General features: G+C 63.0%; 13 protein-coding genes. 2 read left to right on the top strand and 11 right to left on the bottom strand.

Annotated elements, in window-relative coordinates:
• The first annotated feature begins 76 nt into the window (after positions 1-76).
• Complete coding sequence (locus ACT7DV_RS15255) at positions 77-1,084, top strand: sugar-binding transcriptional regulator (RefSeq protein ID WP_444663813.1); 1,008 nt, start codon at positions 77-79, stop codon at positions 1,082-1,084.
• A 10-nt stretch (positions 1,085-1,094) separates the two neighbouring features.
• Positions 1,095-1,976, top strand: coding sequence for an alpha/beta fold hydrolase (locus ACT7DV_RS15250; RefSeq protein ID WP_444663811.1), 882 nt, complete (start codon positions 1,095-1,097; stop codon positions 1,974-1,976).
• Here ACT7DV_RS15250 and ACT7DV_RS15245 read toward each other — a convergent pair.
• The 11 genes from ACT7DV_RS15245 to ACT7DV_RS15195 all read right to left on the bottom strand — a co-directional run bounded on the left by ACT7DV_RS15245 (position 1,973) and on the right by ACT7DV_RS15195 (position 15,004).
• Positions 1,973-3,934, bottom strand: coding sequence for a primosomal protein PriA (locus ACT7DV_RS15245; RefSeq protein ID WP_444663809.1), 1,962 nt, complete (start codon positions 3,932-3,934; stop codon positions 1,973-1,975). The two genes, ACT7DV_RS15250 and ACT7DV_RS15245, sit on opposite strands and share 4 nt — an antisense overlap.
• Positions 3,935-3,944: 10 nt before the next feature.
• Positions 3,945-5,150, bottom strand: coding sequence for a methionine adenosyltransferase (metK, locus tag ACT7DV_RS15240; protein WP_060701651.1), 1,206 nt, complete (start codon positions 5,148-5,150; stop codon positions 3,945-3,947).
• Between the two features lie 77 nt (positions 5,151-5,227).
• Positions 5,228-6,454 carry a bifunctional phosphopantothenoylcysteine decarboxylase/phosphopantothenate--cysteine ligase CoaBC gene (coaBC, locus tag ACT7DV_RS15235; RefSeq protein WP_444663807.1) on the bottom strand — a complete coding sequence of 409 codons (1,227 nt, stop codon included), beginning with the start codon at positions 6,452-6,454 and terminating at the stop codon, positions 5,228-5,230.
• A gap of 143 nt (positions 6,455-6,597) precedes the next feature.
• Positions 6,598-6,858: a DNA-directed RNA polymerase subunit omega gene (gene rpoZ / locus ACT7DV_RS15230; RefSeq protein WP_146275167.1), complete on the bottom strand. Its 261-nt coding sequence runs from the start codon at positions 6,856-6,858 to the stop codon at positions 6,598-6,600.
• Between the two features lie 8 nt (positions 6,859-6,866).
• Positions 6,867-7,433 (bottom strand): guanylate kinase, encoded by a 567-nt coding sequence (gmk, locus tag ACT7DV_RS15225; RefSeq protein ID WP_060701654.1) that lies wholly within the window; start codon positions 7,431-7,433, stop codon positions 6,867-6,869.
• 3 nt (positions 7,434-7,436) lie between these two features.
• Positions 7,437-7,772 carry an integration host factor, actinobacterial type gene (gene mihF, locus ACT7DV_RS15220; protein WP_013349055.1) on the bottom strand — a complete coding sequence of 112 codons (336 nt, stop codon included), beginning with the start codon at positions 7,770-7,772 and terminating at the stop codon, positions 7,437-7,439.
• A 145-nt stretch (positions 7,773-7,917) separates the two neighbouring features.
• Positions 7,918-8,760: an orotidine-5'-phosphate decarboxylase gene (gene pyrF / locus ACT7DV_RS15215; RefSeq protein WP_444663804.1), complete on the bottom strand. Its 843-nt coding sequence runs from the start codon at positions 8,758-8,760 to the stop codon at positions 7,918-7,920.
• Positions 8,753-12,031: a carbamoyl-phosphate synthase large subunit gene (gene carB, locus ACT7DV_RS15210; RefSeq protein WP_444663802.1), complete on the bottom strand. Its 3,279-nt coding sequence runs from the start codon at positions 12,029-12,031 to the stop codon at positions 8,753-8,755. The genes pyrF and carB overlap by 8 nt, the downstream gene beginning before the upstream one ends.
• Complete coding sequence (gene carA, locus ACT7DV_RS15205) at positions 12,031-13,200, bottom strand: glutamine-hydrolyzing carbamoyl-phosphate synthase small subunit (RefSeq protein WP_444663800.1); 1,170 nt, start codon at positions 13,198-13,200, stop codon at positions 12,031-12,033. The genes carB and carA overlap by 1 nt, the downstream gene beginning before the upstream one ends.
• The gene (locus ACT7DV_RS15200; protein WP_444663798.1) at positions 13,201-13,707 is read right to left on the bottom strand and encodes a PH-like domain-containing protein; all 507 of its coding nucleotides are present in this window, start codon (positions 13,705-13,707) and stop codon (positions 13,201-13,203) included.
• The gene (locus ACT7DV_RS15195; RefSeq protein ID WP_444663797.1) at positions 13,700-15,004 is read right to left on the bottom strand and encodes a dihydroorotase; all 1,305 of its coding nucleotides are present in this window, start codon (positions 15,002-15,004) and stop codon (positions 13,700-13,702) included. The genes ACT7DV_RS15200 and ACT7DV_RS15195 overlap by 8 nt, the downstream gene beginning before the upstream one ends.
• Positions 15,005-15,012: the final 8 nt, after the last annotated feature.

The following is a 15,012-nucleotide window of genomic DNA, read 5'->3' as shown; positions in this document are numbered from 1 at the left end:
AGTCTGAGGCTAGTCTTGTGAGTGAACGGCAAATCGGTCAAACAAAATGCACAAACGTGCAGAAATGGTCAGATTGATGAAGAAAATTCCATCCGGGGGAACCTACAAGCGTGGCGTGACTGGCACATCTGTGCACACCACACCCAAGGCCAAGGACGCATTGCGGGCGGCCCAGCTGTACTACCTGCAGGACATGAAGATGGAAGTGATAGCCAAGGAGCTGGGGACTTCGCGTTCCACGGTCTCCCGCCTGCTCACTCACGCAAAGCGCACCGGCATGGTTTCGATCAGCATCACCCCCAGCGCCAACATGTCTGCCCTGCTGGGAAACCAGCTCTCCGAGCACTACGGGGTGACTTTCAACGTGGTGCCCACCGACGGGTCCATGCCAGATTCCGAATTGCTCGCTCGCGTCTCGGCGCACGCAGCCTATTTGCTGGGCGATCTCGTCTCCTCCTCGATGACCGTTGGCGTCGCGTGGGGATCCACCATGCAGGCGGTATCCACGGCACTGGCATCCCATCCGACCCATGACACGAAAATTGTGCAGCTCAATGGCGCCGCCAATCCGGTCAGCAGCGGGGTCAGCTACGCCAGCGATATCCTCACCCGCTTTGGCCATGCCTTCACCGCGCGGACCGAGCAGTTCCCGGTGCCCGCATTTTTCGATCGCGCGTCCACCCGTGAAGCAATGTGGCAGGAAACGTCAATCAGGCGTGTGCTTGAAGTGCAGCAAGAGATGAACCTGGCAGTCTTCTCGTTGGGTTCCGCTGGTTCGGCGGTCATTTCCCAGGTGTACCGCGGCGGGTATCTGACCAAGAGCGAGACTCAGGAGCTGCGGGAAATGGGAGTGGTCGGCGATGTGGCTACCGTGTTCTTCGACAAGGACGGGAATAGCTCCAACATCTCCCTCAATGCCCGCTCGACTGGTCCAGCACTGGATTCCCTGCTCAGGGTGCCCACCCGCTTCTGCGTGGTTGCCGGCCGCGGGAAGCTTGAAGCGGTGCGCGCGGCGTTGAAGGGCGGGCTGATCACCGACCTCGTCATCGACGAGGGCACGGCGTTGGCGCTTTTGGACGGGTAGGATTTTAGCCATGCTGCAAAGAGAACAACTTGTTTCCACGCATCGCCTCCATGGCGCCGAACTGCGCGTCTTCACGACGGTGGCGCAAGAACCTGCACGTGGTGTGATTTTTGCGGTCCATGGTTTCCGCGGCGACCACCACGGCTTGGCCCGGATCGTGGACCACCTGGAAAACTACACGGTGATCGTTCCCGATCTGCCCGGTTTTGGCGCCTCGACGTCCATGACTTCCATGGAGCACGACGTCGACGGGTACGCCCAGCTGCTCGACGCGCTGGCGGACGAGCTGAACTTGGATGACAGCATCCACCTGCTCGGCCATTCTTTCGGTTCGATCGTCGCCGCGAAATTGGCGACGGATCGGCCCTTTGCATCGCTGCTGCTGCTCAACCCGATCTCCGAGCCCGCGCTGGATTCCTCGCAAGCGCTGCTGGCCAAAATCACCAGCGCCTATTACGCGGTCTGCGCCACGCTTCCGGCGAGCATCGCCGAGCCGCTGCTTCGCTCCGGCCTTTTCAGCGATGCGATGAGCTTTGTGATGACCAAGAGCAAGGATCCGCAGATCCGCCGTTATGTGCGCGAGCAGCATCGGCGGTACTTCGGCGGTTTCCATTCGCGCAGCACCCTGGCCCAAGCCTACCGGGCCTCCATCAGCTCCACGGTCGGCCACTACTCCCCCGGAATCACGTTGCCGACGCTGATGATCGGCGGCATGCAGGACGAACTTGGCACCCCGCAAACCCAGGAGGAGCTGCGCAACAGCTTCGCCCGCGCGCAATTGGTCATGCTCGAACGGGTCGGGCACTTGATCCACTACGAAAAGGCGCCGGAAACCGCCCGCGAAATAGACGCCTTCCTGCGGTCGTTGCGCAGCCTGCCCAGCGGCAGCTAAAGTACGCTGTCCGGGTCGATCGCGATATTCACCAGTGGATCCTTGGCGGCTGACATGCTTGATCTCAGCTGGCGCAGGACGCTGGTGACGTCGAGGCCATCGGCGTAGGAGAAGAACAGCACGTAGCGATGCTCTATGGGCGGGCCGTCGATAACCGTCGGGCCATGGATATGCACGCGGGCGCGCGTGGGAACATCCAGCGCGGCGATCAGGCGTTGCGCTCCCGGCCCGCTGATCACGGCACTGCGCACGGCCGGTGGCAGCCCGACTTCACGGCGCTCAGCCAGCTCGCGTTCGGCGAAGCTCGACGGGTCGTAGCGCACCAGGCTCGCACCGGCTGGGCTCGGATTGCCGGTAAGCACGACCACCCCGTCGCTGTTGGCCATGGAGGCCGCGGTAAACCAGCGGGCGAGGACTTCTTCGGCGTTGCGCAGCGAGTCATGGGCGAGCATCTTGTCGGCATCGAGCAGCAGCACCGCGCTGTAGCCGCCTTCAGCTATCGGTTCGACTCCCGGCGTGGCCACGATGAGCGCCGGTTTTCCGGGAACTTTTTCTACTGGCTTTGCTCCGGTGGAGGAAATAACAGCGACCTTCGGAAAGGCCAGGCCCAGTTCTTCGGCCGTGCGCTCGGCTCCGATGCTGGCAGCCCGGATCCTCGGCGAGCCGCAATTCTGGCACCGGTAGTCATGGAACTGCTCGCCGCACCAGCGGCAAGCCACATGCGACTGCTTGCCGGCAATATGCAAAGGGCCCTGGCAGATGGTGCAACGAGCCAGCATGCGGCAATCCTGGCAGGATACCGCCGGTACAAATCCGGTCCGTGCCACCTGCACCAAGACCGGGCCGGATTCCAATGCCTTCGTCGCTTCACGCCACGCCACGGACGGAATGCGGGCGCGAGCCAGCATCGGATCGCGCTCCAGCTCGAAGTCATTGGTGGTGGCGACGACCCGGGCAGTGTGCGCACGCAGCAAGCCGCGTGGCAATTTCAGCTCGATGGCCCACTCGGTGGCAACCAGGCGTTGCGCTTCGACCGATCGCGATGGCGCGGCGATCAGCAGCGAAATACCTGCCTGCGCGCTGCGCAGCAGGGCCACTTCCCTGCTGTGCTGATAGGGAGCACGCTGTTCGCGATGCGATTGATCGCCGTCCTGCCAGACGATCATCAGTTCCAGATCCGGTACGTGGCACAGGGCCGCAGAACGGGTGCCGATCACGATCTGGACATTGCCGCCAATGGCGCGAAGGTAATTGCGGTATCTTGGCGTTGGCCCGTCATCGGCCTGCAAGCGCGCGTAGGATTCTGCCCCGTACTCTTCGTCCAAGTAGCCGCCGAGGATTTTCAGATCCCGGGCATCGGGGACGACCAGCAGGACGCGCTTGCCGCGCTCGAGTACCGGACGGCAGGCATCCAAGAGGAACTTGGGCCAGAATCCGTCCACATTGGGCACCCAGGTGGCGACGGCGCGAAGCGTTTTGCCGGTTCCCCAGGCTTCCAGCGCCTGGGAGCCGTGCTCGTAGAGTTCAAGCTGATTTGGCCCCTGGGGCAAAACAGGCGCTGTTGTTTGAAGTTCTTCTTTTTCGACCTTCGCGGCCCTGGCGGGCACGGCCGAGCGCACAACGTCCCACAGCGTCCCGGCATATCGCGCGGCAATGTCGCTTGCCGCGGCAACGACCTCCGGGTAGAGCGCTACCTGGTCGCTGACGATCTTGGCCAGCGGCCGCAATTTCATCGTGGTGGCGTGGTCCTGGAGGATCTCGACGATGAATCCCGCCAATTGTTGCGGTCCAAAAGGAACCTTCACCCTGATCCCGGGCACCGCCTGCTGTTCCATCGAAGCCGGAACCTCGTAGTCGAACAACCGGTCCAGGTGCGGGACGGAAGAATCAATCAGCACCCGGGCAACCCGCTTGATGCGGGTCGGCTCGGGTGCTGCGATGAGGGCATCTTGCTGCACTCGGCAGTTCCTAGGCGTTGAACCAGTTGCGCAATGCGTCGACTCGGTCCAGCTTCTCCCAGGTGAAGTCGTTGTCCTCGCGGCCGAAGTGGCCGTGGGCAGCGGTCTTGCGGTAGATCGGGCGTTTCAAGTCGAGGTCTTCGATGATGCCCAGCGGGCGCAGATCGAAGACCTCGTTGATGGCCTTGGTGATCTTGGCCGGGTCCACGGTTTCCGTGCCGAAGGTCTCCACGTAGAGTCCAACTGGGTGTGCCACGCCGATCGCGTAGGCAACCTGGACTTCTGCACGACGCGCCAGGCCGGCAGCGACGACGTTTTTCGCTACCCAGCGCATGGCGTAGGCGGCCGAACGGTCCACCTTCGATGGATCCTTGCCGGAGAACGCGCCGCCGCCGTGGCGTGCGAATCCGCCGTAGGTATCCACGATGATCTTGCGGCCGGTCAGGCCGGCGTCGCCCACCGGACCGCCGATGATGAAGGGCCCCGAGGGGTTCAAGATGATCTTGGTGTTGGACACGTCCAAGCCGGAGCGCTCCAGGATGGGGGTGACGACCTCTTCGTGCAGGTCGGCCTTCAAGGTGGCCAGTTCGTATTCCGAAGCGTGCTGGCTGGACACCACAACGGTGTCCACGGAGACCGGCTGGTCGCCGTCGTAGCCGATGGTGACCTGGGTTTTGCCGTCCGGGCGCAGCAGCGGCATGCGGCCGTTCTTGCGCACCTGGGTCAGCCGCTCGGAAAGGCGGTGTGCCAAGAAGATCGGGGTCGGCATCAGCGACTCGGTCTCATCCGAGGCATAGCCGAACATCAGCCCCTGGTCTCCCGCGCCCTGCAGGTCGCGAGGATCCTTGGCCGTGCCTTCGCGCGATTCCAGCGAGTTGAACACGCCGTCGTGGATTTCCTGGGACTGCTGGCCGATGGACACGGACACGCCGCAGCGTGCCCCGTCGAAGCCGTTCGCGGAGGAATCGTAGCCGATGTCCAGGATGGTCTTGCGGACGATCTCAGGGATCTCCACGTAGCCGTTGGTGGTCACCTCTCCTGCCACATGCACCAGGCCGGTGGTGGTCAGGGTCTCGACGGCGACCTTGGAGTCCGGATCCTGCGCCAGCATGGCGTCGAGGATCGCGTCCGAAATTTGATCGCAAATCTTGTCCGGGTGTCCCTCGGTTACGGATTCCGAGGTGAAGAGACGAAGTTCAGGGGTTGTTGAAGTCACCTTTTTACTCTATCTGGTCTGGTGGACCGTTAAGCAGTTGTTGCGACGATACGTGACTAAGCGCCCTATGGCGCAGCTCACGAGATGTCGCCTGCATGTCCTTTTATTGCATGGGAAATTTGTTCGATGACTACACGGGCCACATCCAATTTGCTTCCGGCCGCTTGCACCGTTTCGCTGCCGTCGGCAAAGAGCACCTGAATGGCGTTGGTTTCCTGGCCGAAGGTCAGCGTCGTGCCGACCTCGTTGACGACCAGCATCTCGCAACCCTTGCGCCGAAGTTTCGCCCGGCCGTAGTCCAGCACCGTGCCCTGGTCATCTCCGGTCTCCGCGGCGAAGCCGACGATGAAGGGCGGCAGCTGGGCCTTCGTGCCGCGTTCCTGGACTATTTCTGCCAGGATGTCGGGGTTGCGCACCAGCTCGATCACCGGGGCTGAATAATCGTCGCGCTTTTTGATTTTCGAGTTTTCGATCGTCGCTGGCCGGAAGTCTGCGACCGCGGCATTCATGATGAGCACGTCCTTGCCCGGGGCGTGTTCGAAGACTGCCTCGCGCAGTTCAAGCGCGCTCGATGCGTGTATGAGGTTCACCCCATGCGGTGGCGGTACTTCCAGGTGCGTGGCGATCAGCGTGACCTCGGCCCCTGCCGCTCGTGCTGCTTCGGCCAGGGCAACACCCTGACGGCCTGATGAGCGATTGCCCAGGAAACGCACCGGGTCCAGCGGTTCGCGTGTGCCGCCAGCGGTAATCAGCACGGAGATGCCGGCCAGGATCGGCTCGGATAGCAAGTCCTGGATGGACGCGAAGATCTCTTCTGGTTCCGGCAATCGGCCGGGTCCGGAATCCTTTCCGGTCAGCCGCCCTGATGCCGGCTCAATGATGCGCACGCCGCGTTCCCGCAGGGTGGCTACATTGTTTCGGGTTGCCGCGTGTTGCCACATTTCGGTGTGCATGGCCGGAGCCATGACGACAGGTGCGCGGGTTGCCAGCAAGGTGCCGGTCAGCAGATCATCGGCGATCCCCGCCGAGGCTTTGGCCATGATGTCGGCCGTTGCCGGGACAACGAGCACCAGGTCGGCTAATTGGCCCAGGCGCACATGATTCACGTTTTCGACCGCCTCGAAAACACTTGCGGTGACGGGGTTGCCCGATAGCGCCTCCCACGTGGCAATTCCCACAAAGTTTTCTACATTGCTGGTCGGGATCACGTCGACGTGGTGCCCGGCTTCACGCAGCAAGCGCAACAGGAGAACAGACTTGTAGGCGGCAATTCCTGCCGAGACGCCTAGGACGATTCGCTTCACGAAGTACTTCCTCGAAGTTTTCTGTGCGGTGAGAACTCAATAAAATCTATCGGCCCTGCCATAACCGGCAGGCCGTGGTGGAGATCTTGGTTAAAGGTGCTTAACGAAAAAGAAGGCGCCCGATCAGGGCGCCGACTTTTCGATTAGTCCTCGATGACCTCGGCCGGAGTAACCTTCAACAGGCTCTCATCCAGCTCGCGCAAGGCGATGGTCAGTGGCTTTTCGTTCAGCTTGGTTTCAACCAGTGGGCCTACGTATTCGAAAAGGCCTTCGTTGAGCTGGGCGTAGTACGCGTTGATCTGGCGTGCGCGCTTAGCCGAATTGAGCACGATGGCGTACTTCGAGTCGTTGGTCTCAAGCAACGAGTCGATCGATGGGTTAATGATTCCCTCTGGGTTGGACACAGGACTCCCTATTTGTCGTTCTTTAGCCCCATGAGGGCTACAAGCTCTTCGGCGGCACGTGCAACATCGTCATTAACGATGGTCACGTCGAATTCTGATTCCGCCGCAAGTTCTAGTTTAGCGGTTTCTAGGCGGCGCTGCTGCTCCTCGGGCGATTCAGTGCCGCGCCCAACAAGCCGGCGCACCAATTCTTCCCACGATGGTGGTGCCAAAAAGACGAATTTTGCTTCCGGCATCGATTCCTTGACCTGGCGGGCACCTTGCAGGTCAATCTCCAGCAGAACTTTTTTGCCTTCTGCTACTGCATCCTCGACCGTCGAACGGATCGTGCCGTAGCTGTTCTGGCCGTGGACGACAGCCCACTCCAGCATCTGGCCTTCCTCGACTAGTTCATGGAAACGTTCCGGGCCCACAAAGAAGTAGTGGACTCCGTCCTGTTCCCCTGGTCGTGCGTTTCGGGTCGTCGCCGACACCGAGAGCCAGACATCTGGATAATTATCGCGGATATAGGTGGAGACGGTGCCCTTACCTACTGCCGTGGGGCCGGCTAGAACAGTTACCGACGCAGCGGTCATTGACTACACTTTCGTTTTTGGCGGGCTTTGCTTGAAGTGCTCGGTGATTGCGGTGCGCTGTTTGCGGCCCAATCCGCGCAGGCGGCGTGATGGTGAAATGCCAAGGCGCTCCAGCAAGTTCGCCGCGCGTACTTCGCCTACGCCCGGCACCGATTCCAGAAGGTCCATGACACGCATGCGTCCCACGGCTTCATCTTCGTAAACCAAGTCTAGTACCTCGGTGATGGAAATTTTGCCGGCGCTGAACTCCGCCTTGATTTCCGCACGACGTGTGCGAGCAGCAAGGGCTTTGGCGCGGGCCCGGATACGATCTTCGTCAGAGAGTTCTCGCAGTACCATCGTTCAGCCATCCTTAATGTGTAATTGACTAAGGCTATGTTGAGAAACATAGCTTTCAAACGCTGCTTTTGCAAGACTAAACGCGTTGTGGCTACTAGAAACTCTAGTAGCCACAACGCGTTTCTGTCACTAAGCGGAATTTTCGCTAGCCGGCGGCGATCAATTCATCGCGAACCCTCAGCGCTTTCTCACGAAGCGCCGCTACATTCGGCCCCTCTTTCAAAACGTCGCGGCTGCTCGTGCCGAGCACCTGCGAGTAGCTCGAGGCGAATGACGTGGCGATATCAATGGCTGTGGCACCCTGCGCGCCCAGTCCAGGTGTCAGCAGCGGCGCCTTGCTCGCCTTCAGGTCGATTCCCAGCCTCTCAGGCGCGTCGCCGATCGTTGCTCCGACGACAAGCCCAACGTGGCCTAAATCTTCTGCAGCCGAATTTTCTGCGGTGACTTGGTCGATAATAGATTTAGCAACCGAGTTTTCACCGCCGACGTGCTGCACGGATGGACCTTCCGGGTTGGAAGTCAGCCCGAGAACGAACACTCCCCTGCCAGTGGCGGCCGCCAGATCCAGCGCCGGCCGCAAGGACTCGTAGCCCAAATATGGGCTGAGAGTCACAGCGTCCGAAGCCAGTGGAGAGCGGTCATCGAGCCACGCGGTCGCATAGGCGGCCATGGTCGAACCGATATCCCCGCGCTTCGCATCGGCCAGAGTCAGCAGGCCAGCGGACTTGGCAGCCGCCAAGGTCTCTTCCAGCACCGCAAATCCGGCCGAACCAAAGCGCTCATACAGGGCAACCTGAGGCTTGAGAATTGCCGCGGCGCCAACCATTGCCTCAACGACGGTCAGTGAGAAAGATCGCACGCCTTCGGCCGTGTCGTCCAGCCCCCACGCTTCCAGCAACGCCGGGTGCGGGTCGATTCCCACACACAGCGGGCCACAAGCCTGCATGGCCGAACGAAGCCGTTCGCCAAATGGGATCGGGCTAGGCATTGCGAGCTGCTCTCAGGTTGGCTTCGTGCTCCTGCAGGCTGGTGACATCCCACGCGTATTCACGCAGTGCGTCGATCGCCTGGACCGAGGCGCCGAACTCGGCAACCGTGGTGATCACCGGGGTGCCCACCGAGGTGGCGGCCGCGCGGATTTCGTAGCCGTCACCGCGGGCATCGGAACCCGACGGGGTGTTCAGGATCAGGCCGATTTCGCCGGCGTTGATCAGATCGACGATCGAGTCCCCGCCTTCGTGCAGCTTGCCCACAACCTTGGTCGGGATGCCGTTGCGGCGCAGCACCTCTGCGGTGCCGCCGGTGGAGATGATCTCGAAGCCGTTGTCCGACAGGTGCTTGACCGGAAGCACGATCGAGCGCTTGTCGCGGTTGGTGACCGAAACGAAGACCTTGCCGGAGGTTGGCAGCGGGTTGTTCGCCGCGGCCTGAGACTTGGCGAAGGCGGTGTCGAAGTACTTGTCGATACCCATCACTTCGCCGGTGGAGCGCATCTCAGGGCCGAGCAGCGAGTCGACGACCTTGCCTTCGGGCGTGCGGAAGCGGGCGAATGGCATGACCGCTTCCTTGACGGCGATCGGTGCCGAGTCCGGCAGGTGCGCGCCATCGCCGGAGGCTGGCAGGTAGCTGCCGCGCAGTTCGGCCAGGGTCTTGCCAACGCCGATCAGGGCGGCAATCTTGGACAGCTGCACCCCGGTGGCCTTGGAGGTGAACGGCACGGTGCGCGAGGCGCGGGGGTTTGCCTCGATCACGTACAGGATGTCCGATGCCAGCGCGAACTGGATGTTGATCAGGCCGCGCACTCCCACGCCTTCGGCAATGGCCAAGGTCGCAGCCTTCACGCGGTCGCGCACATCCGGGCCCAGGGTGATCGGAGGCAGGGTGCACGCCGAGTCCCCGGAGTGCACGCCGGCTTCCTCGATGTGCTCCATGATGCCGCCAACGTACAGGTCGGTACCGTCGTACAGGGCGTCGACGTCGATCTCGATGGCGTCTTCCAGGAAGCGGTCAACGAGGACCGGGTGGTCCACGGTGATCTCGGTGGCATTGGCGATGTAGCGCTCGAGGTTGGCCTCGTCGTACACGATCTCCATGCCGCGGCCACCCAGCACGTAGGAAGGGCGGACCAGCACCGGGTAGCCGATGGAGTCAGCGATCGCCTTGGCATCGGCGAAGGAGACGGCGGTGCCGTTCTTCGGGGCGATCAGACCGGCGTTATCCAGCACACGCTGGAAAGCGCCGCGGTGTTCTGCCAGATCGATGGCCTCCGGCGAGGTGCCCAGGATCGGCACGCCGGCGGCCTTCAATTCGGCGGCAAGCTTCAGCGGGGTCTGGCCGCCGAGCTGCACGAACACGCCGAGCACTCCGCCGGTCTGCTCTTCGGCGTGGATGACCTCGAGGACATCTTCCAGGGTCAGCGGCTCGAAGTAGAGGCGATCGGAGATGTCGTAGTCGGTGGAGACGGTTTCCGGGTTGCAGTTGACCATGACGGTCTCGTAGCCCTCGGCGCGCAGTGCCATCACCGCATGGACGCAGGAGTAATCGAACTCGATGCCCTGGCCGATGCGGTTCGGGCCCGAACCGAGGATGATGACCGACTTCTTCTCGTGGGTGGCCAGCTCGGTCTCTTCGTCGTACGAGGAGTACATGTACGGGGTGAAGGCCTCGAACTCGGCGGCGCAGGTGTCCACGGTCTTGTAGACCGGGCGCACGCCCAGCGCGTGGCGGATGCCGCGAATCACGGCCTCGGACTTGCCCGTGAGCTGCGCGAGCTGTGCATCGGAGAAGCCGTGGTGCTTGGCTTCGCGCAATACTTCAACCGGCAGGTCCTTGTTCGCCGCCACCAGCTGCGCGGTCTCGTTGATCAGGGCCAGTTGGTCCAGATACCAGGGATCGATCGAGGTGGCTTCGTAGAGGCGCTCGATCGAGACACCTGAGTAGAGCAGGCGCTGGACCAGCGAGAGGCGCTCGGTGGAGCCCTTCACGATGGAGGCCAGCACGGCTTCGTGCTCGGATTCGTCGATGGTTTCGAAGCTCAGCTCCGAGCCCTTCTGCTCCAGGGAGCGCAGGGCCTTCTGCAGGGCTTCGGTGAAGTTGCGGCCCAGGGCCATCGCCTCGCCGACCGACTTCATGGTGGTGGTCAGGGTCTTGTCCGCTGCCGGGAACTTCTCGAAGGCGAAGCGCGGGACCTTCACGACCACGTAGTCCAGGGCCGGCTCGAAGGAGGCCGGGGTCTTCTGGGTGATGTCGTTCGGGATCTCATCCAGCGTGTAGCCCACGGCCAGCTTGGTGGCGATCTTGGCGATCGCGAAGCCGGTGGCCTTGGAGGCAAGAGCCGAGGAGCGCGAAACGCGCGGGTTCATCTCGATGACCACCACGCGGCCGGTGTCCGGCTCGATGGCGAACTGGATGTTGCAGCCACCGGTGTCCACGCCGACCTCGCGGATCACGGCGATGGAGATGTCGCGCAGCTTCTGGTATTCGCGGTCGGTCAGGGTCATGGCCGGGGCCACGGTGATCGAGTCGCCAGTGTGCACGCCGACCGGGTCGAAGTTCTCGATGGAGCAGACGACCACGACGTTGTCGTTCTTGTCGCGCATCATCTCCAGCTCGTACTCCTTCCAGCCCAGGATCGACTCCTCAAGGAGCACCTCGGTGGTGGGCGAGTACTGCAGGCCGGCACCGGCGATGCGGCGCAGGTCCTCCGGGTTGTAGGCCATGCCCGAGCCCAGGCCGCCCATGGTGAATGATGGGCGCACCACAACCGGGTACTTCAGCTCCTCGACGGCGGCGAAGGCCTCGTCCAAAGTGTGCACGATCACGGACTTGGCCGATTCGGCGCCGCAGCGTTCGACGACGCCCTTGAACTTCTCGCGGTCCTCGCCCAGCTCGATGGCTTCGATGTTCGCGCCGATCAGCTCGACGTTGTACTTTTCCAGGGCGCCGGACTTGTCCAGCGCGATGGCGGTATTCAGCGCGGTCTGGCCGCCCAGGGTAGGCAGGATCGCATCCGGGCGCTCCTTGGCGATGATCTTCTCAACGACCTCCGGGGTGATCGGCTCCACGTAGGTGGCGTCGGCGAATTCCGGGTCGGTCATGATCGTCGCCGGGTTGGAGTTCACCAGGACAACGCGCAGGCCCTCTTCCTTGAGCACGCGCAGTGCCTGGGTGCCGGAGTAGTCGAATTCAGCGGCCTGTCCGATGACGATCGGGCCCGAACCGATGACGAGAACTGATTTCAGATCGGTGCGCTTAGGCATTACTTGCTGTCCTTTTCTGCGGCGGAATCCAACGCGGTGATGAAGCGGTCAAAGAGGTAGGCGGCATCGTGGGGGCCAGATGCCGCTTCTGGGTGGTACTGCACTGAGAAGGCCGGGATGTCCAGGCAGTTCAGGCCTTCGACCACGCGGTCGTTGAGCGAGAAGTGCGAAACCTCGACCTTGCCGAAGCGCTCGACCGGTGCGGTCATTTCGCCCTCGATCGGGGCGTCCACGGCGAAACCGTGGTTCTGGCTGGTGATTTCCACCCGGCCAGTGGCCTTGTCCATCACCGGCTGGTTGATGCCGCGGTGACCGAAGCGCAGCTTGTAGGTCTCAAAGCCCAGGGCGCGGCCGAGCATCTGGTTGCCGAAGCAGATGCCGAAGTACGGCAGTCCGGCGTCGAGCACCGAGCGGACCAGTTCCACCTGCTTTGTGGCGGTGGCAGGATCGCCCGGGCCGTTGGAGAAGAATACGCCGTTCGCGCCGGTGGCCTTGATATCCTCCAGGGTCGCATCGTGCGGCAAGACGTGCACGCGCAGGCCGCGTTCGGCCAGGCGGTGCGGGGTCATCGACTTCATGCCCAGGTCGATCGCGGCCACGGTGTGCTTGGCAGCGCCCTCGTAGCCGTGGTCGGCCGGCTCGACGATGTAGGCCGAATCCACCGAAACTTCGGCGGAGATGTTCCGGCCGGCCATCGATGGCTGGGCCTTGACGATCTCGATCAGCTCGGCATCGGACTTCGCGGCGGCCTCGCCGGAGAACACGCCGGACTTCATGGCGCCGGCTTCGCGCAGGTGGCGGGTCAGGGCGCGGGTGTCCACGCCGCGGATGCCCACGATGCCGTATTCCTTCAGATCCTCATCCAAGGTGCGCTCGCTGCGCCAGTTGCTCGGACGGCGGGCGGCGTCGCGCACCACGTAGCCGGCGGCCCACATCCGGGTGGACTCCGGGTCTTGCGAGTTCACGCCGGTGTTGCCCACGTGCGGGAAGGTCTGCACGATGATCTGGTGCGCGTAGGAAGGGTCAGTCAGGGTTTCCTGGTAGCCGGTCATGCCGGTGGTGAAGACTGCTTCACCCAGGGTAGTGCCCACGGCGCCATAGCTGCGCCCGCGGAAGATGCGGCCATCTTCGAGTACCAACACGGCTGGTAGGTTGCTCAGGGAATTCACTTATTTGTCTCCTGCTCGGCTTACGTCGCCATGCGACGCCAGCAACTGATAAATCTTGGGGGTGTCCTCGGAGAACCGGGGACGGAATCCGGTGTCGAAATTGAAGCCTTCGCGATTCCAGCTGATCACGATCAGCCCGTTCTTCTCGACAAATTTGCCGATCATCCCGTTCGATCGCCTGACCGCATCGAAGTGCTCCCATGGAATGTGCACATCGCGACTGCCCGGCCTGACCAGATGCACACCGCTCGCCCCGAGTTCCAAGGTGGCGTTGGAGCGCACTCCCAGATCGTGCACGGCAATGCGATCGAGCCAGTCGTCGAACTTCGTGGTGGCCACGTACATTCCGGTGAAGCTGTGTTCGATCGAATCCTCGAAGGCCTCAAAGGGCTCGGGGATCTGCGCCTGGCGGGCCTTGAGGTTCCGCCAGCCGATCAGGATCAGCGAGATTCCGGCGATGATGACCAGAATCGTGATGATGACCGGGCCGAGTGCTCCCTCAGGCATGGGCCGCCCTTGGGGTTGCCAGCTGGCCATCGAGCACCGTGGGGTGGCCGTGGAAGAAGGTCGCGCGCACCGATCCAGGAAGCTGCATGCCGGCGAACGGCGAATTGCGGCCCTTGGTGGCCATGGCCGAGGGGTCCACCGTCCAGCGGGCGGCCGGGTCCACGAGGGCCAGGTTGGCTGGCTCCCCCACGGCGATCGGGCGGCCCTGGTCGGCAACGCGGCCGATCTGCGCCGGAACTTCGGAGGTGATGCGGGCGACGTCGGCCCAGTCCAGCAGCCCGGTGTCCACCAGCGTGTGCTGGACGATGGACAGGGCGGTTTCCAGTCCGGTCATGCCCATGGCGGCAGCCCCCCATTCGCAGTCCTTGGACTCGGAAGGGTGCGGTGCGTGGTCGGTGCCGATCACGTCGATGGTGCCATCGGCGACGCCGGCGCGCAGGGCCTGCACATCGGCTTCGCGGCGCAGCGGCGGGTTGACCTTGTAGACCGGGTCGAAGGTGCGCACCAGCTCATCGGTGAGCAGCAGGTGGTGCGGGGTGACCTCGGCGGTGACGTTGATTCCGCGCGCCTTGGCCCAGCGGATGATTTCCACCGAACCGGCTGTGGAGACGTGGCACACGTGCAGGCGGGCGCCGACGTGCTCGGCCAGCAGCACGTCGCGGGCGATGATCGACTCCTCGGCGACCGCTGGCCAGCCCGGCATGCCCAGGATCGAGGAGACTTCGCCCTCGTTCATCTGGGCGCCTTCGGTCAGCCGCGGCTCCTGGGCGTGCTGGGCGATGACCCCGTCGAAGGCCTTCACGTATTCCAGGGCGCGGCGCATCAGCAGCGGGTCCCAGACGCAGATGCCGTCATCGGAGAACATCTTGACCTGGGCGCGCGAGTCGGCCATGGCGCCGATTTCGCTCAGCTGCTTGCCGGCCAGGCCCACGGTGACCGCGCCGACCGGGCGGACATCCACCCATCCGGCCTTGCGGCCCAGCTCGTAGACCTGCTCGACCACGCCGGCGGTATCGGCCACCGGCGTGGAGTTGGCCATGGCGTGCACCGCGGTGTAGCCGCCCTTGGCTGCAGCCTGGGAACCGGTTTCCACGGTTTCGGCATCTTCGCGGCCCGGTTCGCGCAAGTGGGTGTGGGTATCAACGAGCCCTGGCAGCAGCACGAGATTCTTCGCGTCAACCACCTGGACGTCGCCGCTGGCTTCGATGGAGCCGATCTGGGCGATCTTCCCGTCGACGATCACCACGTCCTGGGCTTCGCCGCCGAGGATGGCGGCCTGTTGGATCAAGTAGTTCATGGGTTCTT

Origin of the sequence: Glutamicibacter sp. TV12E (assembly GCF_052441935.1) — a bacterium.
GTDB lineage: Bacteria > Actinomycetota > Actinomycetes > Actinomycetales > Micrococcaceae > Glutamicibacter.
This window is presented reverse-complemented; position numbering and strand designations above follow the sequence as displayed.

Bases quoted from the DNA above. Each gene is read 5' to 3' on its own strand.
- pyrF (WP_444663804.1), bottom strand. From the start codon at position 8,760: ATGCCTAGCCCGATCCCATTTGGCGAACGGCTTCGTTCGGCCATGCAG.
- ACT7DV_RS15195 (WP_444663797.1), bottom strand. From the start codon at position 15,004: ATGAACTACTTGATCCAACAGGCCGCCATCCTCGGCGGCGAAGCCCAG.
- gmk (WP_060701654.1), bottom strand. From the start codon at position 7,433: ATGACCGCTGCGTCGGTAACTGTTCTAGCCGGCCCCACGGCAGTAGGT.
- ACT7DV_RS15255 (WP_444663813.1), top strand. From the start codon at position 77: ATGAAGAAAATTCCATCCGGGGGAACCTACAAGCGTGGCGTGACTGGC.
- ACT7DV_RS15200 (WP_444663798.1), bottom strand. From the start codon at position 13,707: ATGCCTGAGGGAGCACTCGGCCCGGTCATCATCACGATTCTGGTCATC.
- mihF (WP_013349055.1), bottom strand. From the start codon at position 7,772: ATGGTACTGCGAGAACTCTCTGACGAAGATCGTATCCGGGCCCGCGCC.
- carB (WP_444663802.1), bottom strand. From the start codon at position 12,031: ATGCCTAAGCGCACCGATCTGAAATCAGTTCTCGTCATCGGTTCGGGC.
- ACT7DV_RS15250 (WP_444663811.1), top strand. From the start codon at position 1,095: ATGCTGCAAAGAGAACAACTTGTTTCCACGCATCGCCTCCATGGCGCC.